At 74.3% G+C, this 17228-nt stretch carries 13 protein-coding genes, 1 tRNA gene and 2 pseudogenes; 10 read left to right on the forward strand and 6 right to left on the reverse strand.

Features of this window, described 5'->3' with window-relative positions; genetic code table 11:
• Positions 1 to 555 precede the first annotated feature (555 nt).
• The gene (xerC, locus tag OG799_RS35220; protein ID WP_406041631.1) at positions 556 to 1188 is read left to right on the forward strand and encodes a tyrosine recombinase XerC; all 633 of its coding nucleotides are present in this window, start codon (positions 556 to 558) and stop codon (positions 1186 to 1188) included.
• Positions 1189 to 1270: 82 nt separating this feature from the next.
• Here the strand turns inward: xerC and OG799_RS35225 are convergent.
• Positions 1271 to 1343 (reverse strand) — tRNA-Arg (locus OG799_RS35225).
• 167 nt (positions 1344 to 1510) lie between these two features.
• Between OG799_RS35225 and OG799_RS35230 the strand changes: the two genes are divergently transcribed.
• Positions 1511 to 2245, forward strand: a complete 735-nt coding sequence (locus OG799_RS35230; RefSeq protein WP_406041633.1) for a hypothetical protein — start codon at positions 1511 to 1513, stop codon at positions 2243 to 2245.
• Positions 2246 to 2248: 3 nt separating this feature from the next.
• On the opposite strand, the gene OG799_RS35235 is transcribed toward OG799_RS35230, so the two are convergent.
• Together OG799_RS35235 and OG799_RS35240 are read right to left on the reverse strand one after the other, a co-directional pair.
• On the reverse strand, positions 2249 to 3277 hold the full coding sequence (locus tag OG799_RS35235; protein ID WP_406041635.1) for an alpha/beta hydrolase: 1029 nt from the start codon (positions 3275 to 3277) through the stop codon (positions 2249 to 2251).
• Positions 3278 to 3359: 82 nt separating this feature from the next.
• A complete protein-coding gene (locus tag OG799_RS35240) occupies positions 3360 to 3800 on the reverse strand; it encodes an HPF/RaiA family ribosome-associated protein (protein WP_406041637.1) in 441 nt (146 codons plus the stop codon).
• Between the two features lie 343 nt (positions 3801 to 4143).
• Between OG799_RS35240 and ssb the strand changes: the two genes are divergently transcribed.
• The 3 genes and pseudogenes from ssb to OG799_RS35255 all read left to right on the forward strand — a co-directional run bounded on the left by ssb (position 4144) and on the right by OG799_RS35255 (position 7671).
• Positions 4144 to 4914 (forward strand): single-stranded DNA-binding protein, encoded by a 771-nt coding sequence (gene ssb, locus OG799_RS35245; protein ID WP_406041639.1) that lies wholly within the window; start codon positions 4144 to 4146, stop codon positions 4912 to 4914.
• Between the two features lie 91 nt (positions 4915 to 5005).
• Positions 5006 to 5992: pseudogene (locus OG799_RS35250) on the forward strand (cobalamin biosynthesis protein); the annotation flags it as partial.
• Between the two features lie 137 nt (positions 5993 to 6129).
• A complete protein-coding gene (locus tag OG799_RS35255; protein ID WP_406041641.1) occupies positions 6130 to 7671 on the forward strand; it encodes a cobyric acid synthase in 1542 nt (513 codons plus the stop codon).
• A gap of 116 nt (positions 7672 to 7787) precedes the next feature.
• On the opposite strand, the gene OG799_RS35260 is transcribed toward OG799_RS35255, so the two are convergent.
• Complete coding sequence (locus OG799_RS35260; RefSeq protein WP_406046503.1) at positions 7788 to 8189, reverse strand: rhodanese-like domain-containing protein; 402 nt, start codon at positions 8187 to 8189, stop codon at positions 7788 to 7790.
• Positions 8190 to 8412: 223 nt separating this feature from the next.
• Between OG799_RS35260 and OG799_RS35265 the strand changes: the two are divergent.
• From OG799_RS35265 to OG799_RS35280, 4 genes and pseudogenes are all read left to right on the forward strand, one after another.
• Positions 8413 to 9159: pseudogene (locus OG799_RS35265) on the forward strand (uridine kinase).
• Positions 9122 to 10474: a dipeptidase gene (locus tag OG799_RS35270; protein ID WP_406046504.1), complete on the forward strand. Its 1353-nt coding sequence runs from the start codon at positions 9122 to 9124 to the stop codon at positions 10472 to 10474. The pseudogene OG799_RS35265 and the gene OG799_RS35270 overlap by 38 nt, the downstream one beginning before the upstream one ends.
• 78 nt (positions 10475 to 10552) lie before the next feature.
• Entirely contained in the window at positions 10553 to 10759 is a 207-nt protein-coding gene (locus tag OG799_RS35275) for a hypothetical protein (RefSeq protein WP_406041643.1), read from the forward strand.
• Between the two features lie 86 nt (positions 10760 to 10845).
• Positions 10846 to 12438 (forward strand): ATP-dependent DNA ligase, encoded by a 1593-nt coding sequence (locus OG799_RS35280; protein WP_406041645.1) that lies wholly within the window; start codon positions 10846 to 10848, stop codon positions 12436 to 12438.
• A gap of 16 nt (positions 12439 to 12454) precedes the next feature.
• On the opposite strand, the gene OG799_RS35285 is transcribed toward OG799_RS35280, so the two are convergent.
• Entirely contained in the window at positions 12455 to 13279 is an 825-nt protein-coding gene (locus OG799_RS35285) for an SURF1 family protein (RefSeq protein ID WP_406041647.1), read from the reverse strand.
• A 173-nt stretch (positions 13280 to 13452) separates the two neighbouring features.
• On the opposite strand from OG799_RS35285, the gene OG799_RS35290 reads away from it, so the two are divergent.
• The gene (locus OG799_RS35290; protein WP_406041649.1) at positions 13453 to 14826 is read left to right on the forward strand and encodes a cobyrinate a,c-diamide synthase; all 1374 of its coding nucleotides are present in this window, start codon (positions 13453 to 13455) and stop codon (positions 14824 to 14826) included.
• A gap of 188 nt (positions 14827 to 15014) precedes the next feature.
• On the opposite strand, the gene OG799_RS35295 is transcribed toward OG799_RS35290, so the two are convergent.
• Positions 15015 to 17147, reverse strand: a complete 2133-nt coding sequence (locus tag OG799_RS35295; protein ID WP_406041651.1) for a transglycosylase domain-containing protein — start codon at positions 17145 to 17147, stop codon at positions 15015 to 15017.
• Positions 17148 to 17228 lie beyond the last annotated feature (81 nt).

A 17228-nucleotide genomic window follows, 5' to 3' on the forward strand; every position in this document is an offset into this window, starting at 1 on the left:
CCATCGGCCCGTCCATAACCACCTCTGAGACGCGGTGCCCTGACATCCGTCAGGGCCCCCGCGCAGCACCTTCAGCCCGAGCGCGCTCAACCTTCCGGCCCACTCCCTGACGCCACCACGCTGCCCCGCTGACCATGACCACACGGCAGCACCGAGGAATACTGCATACCTGAATATGTGCACTGCACCAGTCCGCGACCAGGGCTGACGCTAACCGCTTGCGCGCCGACCGCCGAGGTGATCACTGGCTAATCGACGGCTTAGCGGCGCCTTAAATTGGCCATAGCCGGCGCCCGAGTGTCAGTGGGCGCCGATACTCTTCACCGCGCGGAAGGTCGGGGTCCGAAGGACTTCTGCACCCGGCCGCCCCAGGCGTAAACCGCCGAGGGCAACGACCCCGGCCTTCCGTCCAAACCTCGGGTCCGTGTTCAGTACGGACCCGGTGCCCGGCGCCGCCCGTTCCCCCCACACAACGGGCGGCGCTCGGCGTTTACCGCATCCGCTTCGCCACGTGCGCCGTGCGCCGGCGCCGCTTCACGCCCTTGGCGACCGCGGATGAAGGAGCGCGACGGGACGCGTCCCTCCACCTTGCCGGGTTACCGGAAGCTCATCGAGAACCACATCCGTCCGGCGGTCGGGAAGCTGGCGCTCGACAAGCTCACTCCGACGGTCATCCGTCGCCTCCTCGCGGAGAAGACGGACGCCGGTCTTTCGGCAACGACCGTGCGGCACATCCACGGTCTGATCCGCAACTCGCTCGGTGACGCTGAGCGGGAGGAGCTGGTGCACCGCAACGCCGCGAAGTCGGTGCGTCCACCGGCCATGCGTCAGGTCGAGCGTCGCGCCCTGGACGTGGAAGAGGCCAAGCGGCTGCTCGATGCACTGCGGGGTCACCGCCTGGAAGCGCTGTACGTCTGCGCGCTGACGGTGGGACTCCGACGCGGGAACTGCTCGGGGCTCGCCTGGGCGGACATCGACTTCGACGCCGGCACCCTGACCGTTCGGCAAACCGTCCAGCGCGCGGAGGGCCGGTTGCAACTCGTCGCCCCGAAGACGGAGCGGTCCCGGCGGACGGTGCCCGTGCCGGCGCAGAATCTCGCACTCTTCCGCGCCCATCGCTACGCCCACGTCCTGCCGGAGATCGAGCGGGCCGCCGTGGACCAGGCCGCGAAGCATCTCTTCGGCTGACTTGGCTGTACGAATGGCTGTACGGGGCCGTGGTGATCGTCTCCACCGGGAGCGGGAAGCCGCTGACCTGCGGTGACGTGGGTGCGCCCGGCAGGATTCGAACCTGCGGCCTTGGGATTAGAAGTCCCCTGCTCTATCCGCTGAGCTACGGGCGCGCGTCGTGGGTGTCGCGCCAAGAGGGTACCGCCGCCGCCCGGTTGCGCGGGGGAACGGGTCGTCCCGGCCACGTCGCCGGCCAGCGTCGCACGGCACGCCCGTCGGCGGCACCCGGGTTACGCGGGTCGGCAGACGGACGGGGGCGACGGTCCGTACCCTCGGCGTCGTGCTGCTCGACCCGGAAACCGAGAATGACATCGCCTCCGAGCTCTGCAAGCTCGTCGGCCGCGCCATCCTGCCCGTCGGCCAGCTCGACCGGCCGGGTGACACCGGCCGGGGCTTCGGGACGGCGTTCTTCTTCACCGAGCTGGTCACGGCCGCCGACGGCCGGCAGCTGGCACGCGAGTACCTGTTGACCGCGGACGCGATCACCCGGGCACCGTACGGGGAGTTCGGTCTGCGGCCCAGCGTGACCGAGCCCGCGGGGGCCGCGGACGCGATCCTGCTGGCGGACTTCGCCGCGCAGTGGGCCCACTTTCCGGAGGTCGGGTTCGCCGCCATGCTCGCCAGGGGCCTGCACGAGCACGCCGCGGACGAGGGCTGGCAGTGGCGGACGCAGCCGGTGACCGACGAGCTGGCCGCGCCCGCGGACGTCATCGCCGGGATCGGGACGGTCCCCGGGTCGGCGTTCGTGCTCGCGCTCGGTGTCGCCGACGACGGGTCCCGGCCGCTGGAGGCGGTGATCGAGCGGGTGGTCCGCGACGGTGACGACATCCGGCTCGGCACGGCGCTGCCCGACGGCCACGTCGGCGCGCCGGTGTTCGGCGCGGAGGTCATTGCGGGCGGCGACCTCGCGGTGCACTGCCTGGGTCTGGTGCTGCCCGCCGAGGGCGGCGGCCACCGGATCGCGACCTTCGACCGGATCCGGGCGGCGCTCGGCGCGGTGTCGCCGGGCGCCTGACCGTCAGCCCTCGGCGGTCGCACCGGCCCGGTCGTCGGCCGGCCGCCGGGCCGCCGGTGGCCCGTCCGGCGCCGGCTCGGTGGGGCCGGCGGCGAGGAAGGCCTCCGCCCACCGCCCGGCCTCGGTGAAGACCTGCTCCCGTACGGCGGGACTGGAGAGCGTCAGGTCGTGCAACCCGCCGTCGAACCGGGCCAGCGTGACGTGCCGGCCGAGCCGGGGCGCCCAGCGGACCATGTGCTCCACGTCGAGCACGGCGTCGGCGAGGGTCGCCGACTCGTGCCACTTGGTGCCCCGGAAGCTCCGGGTGGAGCAGGCCAGCAGCACCGGCACCGGGATCTCCAGCCCGGCGCGGAGCTGGCGCTGGGCGGTACGGATGGCGTTGATCCACCCGGCCCGCACGGGGAACCCGGCGAGCGGCTTCCAGGCCAGGTCGTAGCGCCACTCACCCCGGTGGTCGGCGTGCAGGCTCTCGCCGTACACGGTGCCGAGCCCGAACGGCAGGATGCGGTGCGGCGCCCTGCGGCCCAGCCGGGAGACGGCGGCCGCGAGGGGTCGACGGACCAGCCAGGGCGCGTTGATGTCGAAGAAGGGGCTGTTCAGGAAGAGGCCGTCGACCAGGCCGGCCTCGCGGCGGGCGTGCGCCCAGAGCGAGAGGATCAGCCCGCCGGTGGAGTGGCCCATGGCGAGCAGGGTGTCGTGCCCGTCGCCCTCGCGGATGATCTTCGCGGCCGCGTCCAGCTCCGGGAAGTAGTCGCTGAGGTCGTGGCAGAAGTTCGGGGTCTGGTGCGGCAGCAGGCTGCGACCGTATTTGCGCAGGTCGAGGGCGTAGAAGTCCCAGCCGCGCTCGGCGAAGAAGTCGGCGACGTGGGTCTGGAAGAAGTAGTCGACGAAGCCGTGCACGTAGAGCACGGCCCGGCCGGTCGGGCGCTCCGCCCGCCGGCGGACCAGGGTCGCGACGACCGGTCCCTCGTCGTCGGTGCCCAGGTCGATCGTCTGCCGCTCGTACGGCGGTCCCAGCACGTCCGGTTCCACGACCGCGACGGTACGCCGCGACGCTACCCGGCGGTAGCCCCCGCCCGCCCCGTCCGCATCGGGCGGACGGGGCGGGCTCCCGTCAGGCGGTCTCCGCGTCGGCCCGGTCCGGGTCGGCGGCGGGCAGTTCGTCCCGGTCGCCGGCCTGGGCGGGTACGCCCGCAGGCTGGCCGGTGTCGCGCAGGTGCTTGTTGCTGCGCGGTTGCTGCCGGGTCTTCGCGTCGTTGAGCCGCCGGCGCAGGTCGTCGCGGACGTCGTTGAGCGCCGCGTGCAGGTCCTCCTCCGCGGAGGTGGTGACGATCTTCTGCCGACCCGCGACCCAGCACTCCAGGGTGACCTTCTGCCCCCGGGCCTCGCGGTCCTTGACCGACACCTCCAGCTCGGTGGCGTCGGCGTGGAAACCGGCCAGCCGGGCGTCCAGCGTGGCGAACTGCTCGGCGATCCAGTTCCGGTCGCCCTGGGAGAACCCGGCGCCGACGCGCAGGCACTCGGCCACGGTCGCGGGGTTCGCCACGGCGCTCATCGCCGAACCTCACCCTCGGCGCGGACGGAACCGGTCGTACGGAGTGAGCAGAGGATCATCTCGCTGGCCTTTCTCTCGGTTGATCAAATCCATACCCAGCCGGCGTCGTTCCGGAACCGACCCCGGCGTGGCCCGCCGGGTAATTCCGATCATGCTGCGGCCCAGGTCAACGCCCCAGGGTCGGTCGGCCCTAGCAGACCGGACCTTGATCAGGCGGTTGTCCACAGCCGGCCGCGTCGTCCACAGGCTTTGCCGGTGGAGGTGACGGTGGCGCGGCCGGTGGCCGAGGCTCGGCGTCGAGTCGACTCGCCACGGCAAGCCCCGAATCTCCCCTGGAGGGACGATGTTCGATACGTACGTCACCATCGTCGGCAACGTGCTGACCGCGCCCGAGTGGCGTCGCACCACCCAGAGCAACACCCTGGTGGCCAACTTCAAGGTCGCCTCGACCGCCCGCCGGCTCGACCGGGACAGCGGCCGCTGGGTCGACGGGAACAGCCTGCGCGTCCGGGTCAACTGCTGGCGCAAGCTGGCTGAGGGGGTGGCCGCCTCGGTGATGGTCGGCGACCCGGTGGTCGTCGCCGGTCGCCTCTACACCCGCGACTGGACCGACGACGCCGGCAACCACCGCACCCTCTACGAGCTGGAGGCCGTCGCCGTCGGCCACGACCTGTCCCGCGGTCGGGGCCGGTTCCTGCGCAACCGGCCCAGCGTGACCACCAGCACCGTCGAGGACGCCGAGGCGGAGCGCCGGGTGCACGGCGAGGCCACCGAGCCGGTGCCGTCCGCGCAGGTGCCGGCCGCGCTCGGCGACCGGCCGTTCGACGACGAGTTCGAGCTGCCCGAGTTCAGTGCCCCGCAGACCGGGCCCGACCTGCCCGATCTGGACCTGGACGGTCCCTCGGGCGGTGAGTTCGGCGCGCTGAGCGACCCCTTCGACGACCGGGCCGACGACGCCGGCGGCGACGACGACGAGGACGGCGACGAGCTGGCCGCCGAGCCCGGTGACGCGACCCCCGACGAGCTGGACCCGGTCGGGGACGACACCGCCACCGGCGTCACCCCGACCGGTCGGAGCCGGCGGGGGCGCGGGCGGACGCCGGTGCCCGCCTGAGTGGTGGAGTCGTGCACGGGGGAGCGGGGTGGCGACGCGACGGTGGTCACCCCGCCGTACGACTAGGCTGGCCGGCCGGAGGTGGTGACGGGTGCGGCAGGCGACCGCGACGGCGAGCGCGGCAGGACTGGTGGTGGGTTACGCCTTGGACTCGCTCCTCGGCGACCCTCGCCGCTGGCACCCCGTGGCCGGCTTCGGCCGGGCGGCCGGGGCGCTGGAGCAGCGGATCTACCGGCCGGACCGGGCGGCCGGCGCGGCCTTCACCACTCTCGCCGTGGGCGCTCCGGTGTTACTCGGGGTCGCCGCCACGGTGGCCACGCGGCGGCACCCGGTGGTCCGGGCGGCGCTGGTGGCCGCCGGCACCTGGACCGTCCTCGGCGGCCGCACGCTGCGGCACGAGTCGCGGGTGATGGGCCAGGCGCTGCGCCGGGGCGACCTGCCCGCCGCCCGCGGCCGGCTCGGCCACCTCTGCGGTCGGGACCCCTCCGCGCTGGACGAGTCGGAACTGGCCCGGGCCACCGTCGAGTCGGTCGCCGAGAACACCTCCGACGCGGTCGTCGCGCCGCTGCTCTGGGGCGCGGTCGCCGGGCTGCCCGGCCTGCTCGGCTACCGCGCGGCGAACACGCTCGACGCCATGGTCGGGCACCGCTCGCCCCGCTACGCCCGGTTCGGCACCCCGGCCGCCCGCCTCGATGACCTGCTCAACCTGGCGCCCGCCCGGCTGACCGGGCTCCTCACCATCGCCGTCGCGCCGACCGCCCACGGCGTCCGTGGCCGCGCCTGGCAGGTCTGGCGCCGCGACCGCAACGACCATCCGAGCCCCAACGCCGGCCAGTGCGAGGCCGCCATGGCCGGCGCGCTCGGCGTCCGGCTGGGCGGGCGCAACGTCTACTTCGGCCGGTCCGAGGTGCGCCCGTTCCTCGGCGACGGCCCCCGTCCCGAGGCGCGGCACCTCAAGCGGGCCGCCCGGATCTCCGGCGCCGTGGGCGTCGCCGCGCTCGGGATCGCGGCGATGTACCCGCTCACGGTGGGGCGGCTGGTCGGTGCCGCCGGCCGGTCGGCCCTGCGCGGAGTGCGCGGAGCCGTCGCCGCCCGCGTCGCGGCGGGTTCAGGCGCCGGACCGAGCGGCGCGGGGGTGGCGGGCCCTGCGCGCCCGGGCATCGGGTCGAGGGGCGCGGCGGCGGCTTCGGCCGGGGCGGCGCGGGGGAGCGGGCGATGAGCGGCGGGCTGCTGGTCGCCGGGACCACCTCGGACGCCGGCAAGAGCGTGCTCACCGCCGGCATCTGCCGGTGGCTGCACCGGCAGGGCGTGAAGGTCGCGCCGTTCAAGGCGCAGAACATGTCCAACAACTCGGCGGTGGTGGTCGGCCCCGACGGGCGCGGCGGCGAGATCGGCCGCGCCCAGGCGATGCAGGCGGCCGCCTGTGGCCTCGCCCCGGACCTGCGCTTCAACCCGGTGCTGCTCAAGCCGGGCAGCGACCACGCCAGCCAGGTGGTGCTGCTCGGCGAGGCCGTCGACACGGTCACCGCCGGCAACTACCGCGAACTGCGTCCCCGGCTCGCCGGGACCGCCTTCGCCGCGCTCGCCGAGCTGCGGGCGGCGTACGACGTGGTGATCTGCGAGGGGGCCGGCAGCCCGGCGGAGATCAACCTGCGGGGTGGCGACTACGTCAACATGGGCCTCGCCCGGCACGCCGGGCTGCCCACGATTGTGGTCGGCGACATCGACCGGGGCGGCGTCTTCGCCTCGATGTTCGGCACGGTCGCCCTGCTCGACCCGGCCGACCAGGCGCTGATCGCCGGCTTCGTGATCAACAAGTTCCGCGGCGATCGCGGGCTGCTCCAGCCCGGGCTGGACATGCTGCACCGGGTCACCGGCCGGCCGACGTACGGAGTGCTCCCCTGGGAGCTGGACCTCTGGCTTGACGCCGAGGACTCCCTCGCCTACGGCCGGGTGCTCGGTCGACCCGGCGCCCCGTACGGCACTGACTGGTTGGACGTCGCCGTGGTCCGGCTGCCCCGGATCAGCAACGCCACCGACGTCGAGGCGCTCGCCACCGAGCCCGGCGTCCGGGTCCGGCTGACCGTCGAGCCCGCCGAGCTGGCCGCCGCCGACCTGGTCGTGCTGCCCGGCTCCAAGTCCACCGTGGCCGACCTGGCCTGGCTGCGTGAGACCGGGCTGGCCGACGCGGTGCTGGCGCACGCCGCCGCCGGCAAGCCGCTGCTCGGCATCTGCGGCGGCTTCCAGATGCTCGCCCGGGCCATCCACGACCCGGTGGAGAGCCGCCAGGGCAGCGTCCCCGGGCTGGGCCTGCTCCCCATCGAGATCACCTTCGACCCGGGCAAGACCGTCCGCCAGTCCACCGGTGCCGCGGCCGGCGACGTCGAGGTCCGTGGCTACGAGATCCACCACGGGTACGTCTCCACCACCGACCCGGCCCTGCCCCCGCTGCTCCGGTACGCCGACGGCAGCGGTGAGGGGGCGCTGCTCGGCGCGGTGCACGGCACCCACTGGCACGGGGCCTTCGAGTCCGACGGGTTCCGCCGCCGATTCCTCACCGAGGTGGCCCGGCTCGCCGGGCGGGCCGGCTTCCGGGTCGCCCCCGACAACTCCTTCGCCGCCGCCCGGGAACGAACCCTGGACCTGCTCGGGGACCTCGTCGAGGAGCACCTCGACACGGCCGCCCTCTGGCGCCTGATCGAGTCCGGTCCGCCCGCCGACCTGCCCTTCATCCCGCCCGGGGCCCCGCCCGCCTGACACCCGCCCTCGCCCCCGGCGCTGGGTTGATCAGGCGGGCGGAGGGCCGGCCGGCGGAGCCAGGCGACCGGGAGCGATCACGCCGACCGAGGCCGCCGGGCGGAGGCGTGGCCGGCTCAGTAGCGGATGTCGGCGGGGCGGTCGGACATCGGCAGGCCCGCCTCCCGCCAGGCCTCCACGCCGCCGATCATGTCCGTGGCCCGACGCAGCCCGAGGGCCTGGAGACCGGCCGCAGCGAGGCTGGAGCTGTAGCCTTGCCGGCACGCCACCACGACCTTTCGGTCGTAGCCGGTGGCCTCGGGGATCCGCCAGGCGCTCGCCGGGTCGAGCCGCCACTCCAGCACGGTCCGGTCGATCACGATCGCCCCGGGCAGCTCGCCCTCCTCGCGGCGCTGCGCCTCGGTACGCGTGTCGACCAGCAGCGCGCCCGCGCGGACCGCCTCGACGGTCTGATGCGGGGTGAGCCGGTGGAGCCCGGCCCGGGCCTGTTCCAGGAGGGCGTCGACGCCCGGACTCATCACGTCATGGAGCACCTCCCGATCATGCCGGCGGCGTCGCCGCTGCGGCGGCCGAACGCCGCCGCCGCCCCGCAGGATCCAGCGGACGGGGGACCACCTACCCCGGGGGCGACGAGCGGGGGCAGCGGGCCGGGGATCCGGCGGAGACCGAGCGCCGGGGATGACGAGCGGGCAGGTGGCGGCCGGGGCCTCGGCGGCGGTGGTGGGCACTAACGTCGGGCGGGTGACGGTGGCGGTGGTCGAGGCGTACGCCGAGCTGGCGCGGCGGGTGCTCGCCGGGCCGGCGCGGTTGGGGCGTACCCGGATGGTGGCCGTCGACGGGCCGAGCGGCGCGGGGAAGAGCGTCTTCGCGGCGCGGCTCGCGGACGCCCTGGCCGGGCTGCCGGGCGGGGGGCGGCCACCGGTGGTGCGTACCGACGACCTGCTGGACGGCTGGGACGACCAGCTCACCTTCTGGCCGCGACTGCAGGAGTGGGTGCTCGTGCCGCTGCGGGACGGGCGGCCCGGGGCGTACCGGCGGTACAGCTGGGTGCGGCGCTGCTTCCTGCCGCGGGAGGTGCCGGTGCCGGTCGGGCCGGTGCTGATCGTGGAGGGGGTGAGCGTGGCGCGGGCGGCGGTTCGGCCGGAGCTGACCCTGTCGGTCTTCGTCACCGCGCCGGCGCCGCTACGGCTGTCCCGCGCGCTCACCCGGGACGGGCCGGAGATCCTGCCAGAGCTGCGCCGCTGGCACGCCGGCGAACGGGCGCACTTCGCCGCCGACGGCACGGAGGCGGCGGCGGACCTGGTGGTCGACGGCGCCCCCACCCTCCCGCACGACCCCACCCGCTACTACGTCCGGCGCGGCTGACCGGCGGATCCTGGGGGAGCACCGGGGCGGGGCGGGTGGCGTCGAGTAAGGCCGGCATACGATGCCGGTCATGACCACACCGATCATGTCCGAGTCCGAGGTGCGGGCCGCCGTCGAGCGTGAACTGCCCGGAGTCCGTGCCGACCTCGAACGTCTCGTCCGCATTCCGGGTATCGCCTTCGAGGGCTTCGACCACTCGCACGTGGAGCGGTCGGCCGAGGCGGTGGCCGAACTGCTGCGCGGCTGCGACCTCGACGTCAAGATCGTGCGCTCCGGCGGTCAGCCGGCCGTGATCGGCAAGAAGGCCGCCCCGCCCGGCGCGCCCACCGTACTGCTCTACGCCCACCACGACGTCCAGCCGGTCGGCGACCGCCTGCTGTGGTTGTCCGACCCGTTCGAGCCGGTGGAGCGGGACGGCCGCCTCTACGGCCGGGGCGCGGCCGACGACAAGGCCGGAATCATGGCGCACGTCGCGGCGCTGCGCGCGTTCGGCGACCGCCTCCCGGTCGGCGTGGTCCTCTTCATCGAGGGCGAGGAGGAGTACGGCTCCGATTCGCTGGAGCGGCTGCTCGCCGAGTACCGCGACGAGATCGCCTCGGACGTCATCGTGATCGCCGACTCCGGCAACTGGGACATCGGCGAACCGGCGCTGACCACCTCGCTGCGCGGCATCGTCAACTGCTTCGTCGAGGTCCGCACGCTGGAGCACGCCGTGCACAGCGGCATGTTCGGCGGTGCGGTGCCGGACGCGTTGACCGCGCTGGTCCGGCTGCTGGCTACCTTGCACGACGACGCCGGTGACGTGGCCGTCGAGGGCCTGGTCGGCCGGGAGGGCGCCGCCGTCGACTACCCGGAGGACCGGTTCCGCGTGGAGGCCGGCCTGGCCGAGGGCGTGCAGTTCATCGGTACCGGCCGGATCACCGACCGGCTCTGGACCAAGCCCGCGCTCGCCGTGCTCGGCATCGACGCCCCGGCCACCGGCGAGGCGCCGAACGCGCTGGTCCCGTCCGCCAAGGCGAAGCTGAGCGTACGGCTGGCACCGGGCGACGACCCGAAGAAGGCGTACGCGGCGCTCCGCGCGCACCTGGAGGAGTACGCCCCGTGGGGCGCGCAGGTGACGGTCACCTTCGAGCACGACGGCGACCCCTGCGTCATCGACGCCACCGGGCCGATGTTCGACGCGGCCCGGTCGGCCTTCCGGGGCGCCTGGGACGGCACCGACCCGGTGGACATCGGCGTCGGCGGGTCGATCCCGTTCATCGCCACCTTCCAGGAGATGTTCCCGCAGGCGGCGATCCTGGTGACCGGTGTGGAGGACCCGCACGCCCTGGCGCACGGCCCGAACGAGAGCCTGCACCTGGGCGAGTTCGCCCGGGTCTGCCTGGCCGAGGCGTTGCTGCTGGCGAAGGTCGCCGAGGCGGGCGCGAACCGGAGCTAGCTGTGGAGAACCGCAACTTCGGGGCCGATGTCGGAGTTTGGGGTGTGTCGGGGGCAGGGGTGTTATAGCCTTTCGAACATGCGTACGAACGACGAGATGGCGCGGCTCCAGGCCGCCGTGAGTGCTCTGGGGGACGTCGACGTCTCCGCGTGGCCCGAGGACACTCTCAAGGATCAGCTCGGTGAGCTGTCCGCGGTGCTGGTCGCGCTCGACACCCTGCTCACCCGGGTCGCCGAGGAGGTCCGCGGGCGCGGCCTGCGGATCGAGGAGCCCGTCTCGGCCTGACCGGCCTCGGCCCCGGCTCGGCCGGGCGGCGCACGGGATCCGTCGCCCGGTCGAGGTCCGTCGCGGTGTCGGCGGTGGCTGGCAGGATGGGATCCGTGCGGTTCCTCGACCTGGCGGCCACCTCCGCCGCGGTGGGCGCCACCAGCGGCCGGCGGGCCAAGGTGGAGCTGCTCGCCGCCGCGCTCCGCGGGCTCGACCCGCCCGAGGTGCCGGCCGGCTCCGGCTATCTCGCCGGCGAGCTGCGCCAACGGCAGACCGGGGTCGGCTGGGCCGGCCTGCGTGACCTGCCCCCACCGGCCGCCGAGCCCACGCTGACCGTGGCCGGGGTCGACGCGGCGATCGACGAGATCGCGGCGGTCCGGGGCCCCGGTTCGCAGGCCCGTCGCCGGGAGCTGGTCGGCCGGCTCTTCGCCGCGGCCACCGCCGACGAGCAGCGGATGCTTCGCGGCCTGTTCAGCGGCGAGCTGCGGCAGGGCGCCCAGGCCGGGCTGCTCGCCGACGCGGTGGCCCGGGCCGCCGAGGTGCCCGTGCTGGCCGTACGCCGGGCGTTACTGCTCGCCGGCGACCTGCGGGCCGTCGCGGTGGCCGCGCTCTCCGGCGGCGCGGCCGCGCTGGCCGGTTTCGGGCTCCAGGTCGGCCGCCCGCTGGCCCCGATGCTGGCGCAGAGCGCCCCTTCGGTGGACGAGGCGCTCACCGCGACCGGCGTCCCGGCGGTGGTCGACGTCAAGCTGGACGGCATTCGGATCCAGGTGCACCGCTCCGGCCAGGACATCGCCGTCTTCACCCGCAGCCTGGACGAGATCACCTCCCGGCTGCCCGAGGTGGTCGCCGCGGTGCGCGCGCTGCCCGCCCGGGAGCTGGTCCTCGACGGTGAGGCGATCGGGTTGGACGCCACCGGCCGCCCGCTGCCGTTCCAGCAGACCGCCAGCCGGGCCGCCCGCCGCACCACGCCCAGCACCACCGGTGGCAACCCGGTCGCCCCGGCCGTGCTGGCCGCCGCCGAGACGACCGGCGAGACCGTGCTGACCCCGTACTTCTTCGACCTGCTGCACCTCGACGGCGCGGATCTGATCGATCTGCCGGGCCGGGAGCGGTGGGCGGCGCTGGCCGGTGCGGTGGACCCGACGCTGCTGGTCGGCCGGATGGAGGTGGACGGGCCCGAGCAGGCCGGCGAGGCGTTCGCCGCGGCGATCGAGGCCGGCCAGGAGGGGGTGGTGGTCAAGGACCCGGCGGCCCCCTACGACGCGGGTCGGCGCGGGTCGGCCTGGGTCAAGGTCAAGCCCCGGCACACCCTCGACCTGGTGGTGCTGGCGGTGGAGTGGGGGAGTGGGCGGCGGCAGGGCTGGCTGTCCAACCTCCACCTGGGCGCCCGGGATCCACGTACCGGCGAGTTCGTGATGCTCGGCAAGACGTTCAAGGGGCTCACCGACGAGCTGCTGCGCTGGCAGACCGGGCGGTTCCTCGACCTGGCGGTGGAGAAGGGCGACTGGGTGGTCCGGGTGCGTCCCGAGCAGGTCGTCGAGATCGCGTTCGACGGGGTGCAGACCAGCAGCCGCTACCCGGGCGGGATGGCGCTGCGGTTCGCCCGCGTGGTGCGGTACCGGGACGACAAGACCGCGGCGGAGGCCGACACCATCAACGCGGTCCGGGCCATCCACGCCGGCCGGGTCACCGGCTGAGCGGTAGCCCGACCGGTCAGACCGACGCGCTCGGCGCCGGTTCCGCGGCCCGGTCGACGGGCGGGCGGGGCTTGTCCAGCCCGGCCGCCCGGCGCGCCTCCCGGCGGGCGACCCAGCCGTAGCCGACGAGGCTCATGCCGGCGAAGAGCCACCACTGCACCACGTAGCCGAAGTTCTGCCAGTTGTTGGTGTGCCCGATCGGCACCGCCTGGAAGGCCGGGTCGGCGGCCGGGGTCTGCTGGTCGAGCAGCAGGTAGCCGCCGTGGACCGGGTAGGGCAACTCCCGGGCGAGCCGGCTCACGCCGATCCACCGGGTCTCCAGCTTGCCGTCGCGGCGGTCCACCGCGCCGCCGCCGCTCTCGCTGGACACCACCCGGCCGGTGACGGTCACCTCGCCGGTCGGCGCGGCCGGTACCGGCGGCTGGGAGGTGGCGCCGGCGCCGGGGGCCGGCGGGATCCAGCCCCGGTCGACCAGGACGGCGGTGCCGTCGGCGAGGACCAGCGGGGTGAGCACCTCGAAGCCGACCGTGTTGTCGACCGTCCGGCCGCGGACCAGGACGATGTTCGCGGGGTCGTACCGGCCGGTGGCGGTGGCCCGGGTCCAGGTGAGCCGGTCGGCGGGAGCGGGACCGGCGGTGCCGGGCCCGCCGGTCGGGGCGGGCATCGAGTCGCGCAGCGGCGCCGGAGCCATCGTCGCGCCGGCGTCGATCCGCTCGTTGATCGCCGTACGGCCCCGGTAGCGGTCCAGCTGCCAGTTGCCGAGGAACACCATCAGCGCGGCGGCGACCAGGGTCAGCGCGAGACAGCCCAGCCAGCGCGGGGTGAGCAGGAACCGGTACACGCGTTGAGGCTACCCGTATGAGCGGGGCCACTGAGCTGTGCGGGCCCCGAACCGGCCGGTCGGCGGCCGCCGCCGGTCGGTTCCGCCGGGTATGGTCACGCGGGCGGACCGCGCGACCGGCCCGCCGCGGCGCACCACCCCGCGTACGTCCCGTCGCCTGCGAGGAGTCGATGATGACCGTCGTGCCGCGCGTCCTGCTGAGCGCGCCCTCCTCGGGGCACGGCACCGGTGCCCTCTCCCTCGGGCTGCTCGCCGCGCTGGCGGACCGGGGGCTCGACGTGGCCGGCTTCAAGATCGGCCCGGATCAGGTCGACGCGGCGTACCTGGGGCTGGCCGCCGGCCGCCCGGGGCGCAACCTGGACCCCCGGCTCGTCGGGCCGGAGCGGATCGCCCCGCTCTTCGCGCACGGGTCCGCGGGCGCCGGGCTCGCGGTGGTGCAGGGCACCATGGGGCTGTACGACTCGGTTGCCGGCCGGCCGGAGACCGAGTCCACGGCGGCGGTCGCCGCCGCCCTGCGCAGCCCGGTCGTGCTGATGGTGGACGTGGCCGCGATGGGGCAGTCGGTGGCCGCCCTGGTGCACGGTTTCCGGGCGTACGACGAGCAGCTCTGGCTAGGCGGCGTGATCCTCAACCGGGTGGCCTCGCCCCGGCACGAGGCGATGCTCCGCGAGGCCCTCGACGACATCGGCGTGCCGGTCTACGGCGCGCTGCGCCGGCACGAGCTGCCCCCGGTGCTGCCCGCCCGGCGGCACGGCCTGGTCCCGGCGATCGCGCGGGACGCCGAGGCGGTCCGCGCGGTGCGCCGGCTCGGCGAGGCGGTGGCCGCCACGGTCGACCTGGACCGGCTGCTGGTGCTGGCCCGCTCGGCGCCGGAGCTGACCGTCGACCCCTGGTCGCCGGAACCGGCGGGGGCGCCGACCGGGGCGCGTCCGGTGGTCGCGCTGGCCGGTGGCCCGGGCGGCGACTACAGCCACCCGGAGACGGCCGAGCTGCTCCGCGCCGCCGGCGCCGAGGTGGTCACGTTCGACCCGCTGCGCGACGAGGCCCTGCCCGCAGGCACCCGCGCGCTGGTGGTCGGCGGCGGGCTCCCCGAGTCGTACGCGGACGAGCTGTCGGCCAACCGTCGGCTCTGCATCGCCGTGGCCGAGCTGGCCCGTACCGGCCGCCCGGTGATCGCCGAGGGCGCCGGCCTGCTCTGGCTGGCCCGGGAGCTGGACGGGCTGCCGATGTGCGGGGTGCTCGACGCGATCGGCGCGAGCCGGGACGGCATGGTGATCGGCTACCGGGAGGCGACCGCCCGGACGGACAGCGTGGTGGCCGCCGCCGGCACGGTGGTGGTCGGGCACAAGCAGCACGGCGCGGTGCTCACCCCGCGGGCCGGCGAGCGGCCGGCGTGGAGCTGGGACGGCGGCGCGCCGGAGGGCTTCGTCTGGCGGGGTGTGCACGCCTCGCAGCTCGTCCCGCACTGGGCCGCGTATCCGGAGATCGCCGCGCGGCTGGTGGCCGCCGTGGCGGTGGAGCCGGCGACGGCGGAGGCTCCGGCGTGATCGGTCAGGTGGCCGTGCGCCGCTTCCGGCACTGACCGTCTCCACCCTGCGCACCGAGTTCTGGCAGCTCACCGCGGCCCACGCCGCGACGGAAGTCGATCAGGAGGTTCGCGTCGGGACGCGAACCTCCTGATCGACTAACCCGGGCGCACCCCCGGGCGGTCCGGTGGTGGTGGTCGGCGCGGCGGTCAGCCGACGATCCGGTCGGACGGCGGGGTGAACTGGCGGGTGGGCTGGCCCTTGAGCGCGTCGCGCAGGGTCTCGGCCACCGCGTTCACCGGGATCTGCGACTGACCGTCACCCACCGCGTTGAACGGATTGTCCGGGTCGGCGATGAAGCTCGCCGCCGCCAGCTCGGGGGTGTACCCGACGAACCAGGCGGACCGGGTGCTGTCCGTGGTACCCGTCTTGCCGGCCACCGGGCGGCCCACCGTGCCCCGGACGCTGTCCGCGGTCGACCAGCCGCCGCAGCCGCCCCGCGCCGGGGTGTCGCCGGTCGGGCAGCGGGCGGCGTCGGTGGCGGCCCGGGCCGCGTCCGCGCTGACCACCTGCCGGCAGCGCGGCTTGGCGACCTCCCGCTGCACCCCGCCGGGCGTGGTGTACACGGCCGGCGTGCCGTCCCGGTTCAGGATCGCGTTCACCGGGATGGCCTCGCAGTACCGGCCGTCCGCGGCGACCGCCGCGTACGCGTTGGCCATCTCCAGCGGGGTGGCGTCGGAGACCCCCAGGGTGAAGGCGCCCCACTTCTTCGCCTTGCCCGGCGAGGCCTGCTCCTTGTCCACGTCGGTCCGCCAGCGCAGCCCGAGCTGCTCGGCGAGGCGGACCGCCTTGTCCGCGCCGACCTGCTCCTCCAGCTGCACGAAGTAGGTGTTCACCGACTTGCCGAAACCGGACCACATGGTCTGCCGGCCGGTCATCGCGGCGCTGGCGTTCGACGGCGCCCACCCGTCGTAGATCGCCGACTGGTAGCGGTACGGCGAGTTGAACGCGGTGGACAGTGTCATGCCGGAGTTGAGGGCGGCCAGCATCGGGAACATCTTGAACGTCGATCCGGCCTGGTAGCCCGGTAGGGTGCCGCCGCCGAGCAGCGGGGCGACCGTGTTCGGGTAGTTCGCCTTGGTCTTCGGGTCGGCCTCCGGGTTGGAGCTGGGCCCGTTCTCGCTCAGGTCCAGCGAGTAGTTGCGGTTCACCGCCATCGCCTTCACCCGCCCGGTGCCCGGCTCGGCCACCACGATCCCGTTGGCGAACGGGCTGCCGGTGCCGTCCTTGGCGCCGACGTTCTTCTCGGCCGCGTCCTGGATCTTCGGGTCGATGCTGAGCACGATCCGGTAGCCGCCGCGGCGCAGCTTGTCCATCCGCTCCAGCCGGTTCTCACCGAACGCCGGTTGGGCGCTCCACCAGTTCTTCAGGTAGTCGCAGGCGAAGCCCCAGGTGCGGTACTTGTCGTCGATCGAGGCGCAGTCGTTCGGCGGATTGGTGAGCTTCAGCTGGATCGGCTGCGACTTCGCCGCTGTCGCCGCGTCGGGGGAGAGGTAGCCGAGCTGGGACATCCGGTCCAGCACGTAGTTGCGCCGCCCGGTGGCGTCCTTCTGGTCCGAGGTGATCGGGTCGTACTCGGAGGGGGACTTGACCAGGCCGGCCAGGGTGGCCGCCTCGACCGGGCTGAGGGTGTCCGGAGTCTTGGAGAAGAAGATCTGCGAGGCCGCGTAGATCCCGTACGCCCGGTGGCCGAAGTAGGCCGAGTTGAGGTAGCGCTCCAGGATCTGTTCCTTGCTCAGCTCCTTCTCGATGTCCAGCGCCATCCGCATTTCCTTGACCTTGCGCAGGCTGGTCTGCTGGGTGGCCTCCTGGACCTCTTTCGGGGTGCTGGCGCTGTCCCGCAGGGCCATCCGGACGTACTGCATGGTCAGCGTGGAGGCGCCCTGGGAGACGCCGCCGGAGCGGGCGTTGGACACGAAGGCGCGGGCGACGCCCTTCGGGTCGACGCCGTGGTGCTGGTAGAAGCGGTTGTCCTCGGCGGCGACGATCGCCTGCTGGATGTTGGGCGACATGTCCGAGATCTTGGTGTACTGCCGGTATTCCTCATAGAACATCGTCAGCACGGTCCTGCCGTCCGGCGCGTACAGGTACGACGTCTCGGCGGGCAGCGCGGTCTTCAGGATGCTCGTCTTCTGCTCCACTGCGTGCGCGGTGGCCTTGGCGCCGATGCCGGTGACGGCGGCCAACGGGTACGCCGCGGCGGCGACCACGATGCCGGCGATCAGCCCGGCGCGGAGGAGGGGAACGGCACGACCAGCGGAGGCAAGGGGTCGGTTGCTCACGTGGTCAAGCTATGACATTTCCGATTCGGAAATGAGAAGAATTCATAAACGGGCGACCGGGTGGAGGGGTGGTGACGCGGC

Origin of the sequence: Micromonospora sp. NBC_00898 (genome assembly GCF_045207895.1) — a bacterium.
GTDB lineage: Bacteria > Actinomycetota > Actinomycetes > Mycobacteriales > Micromonosporaceae > Micromonospora.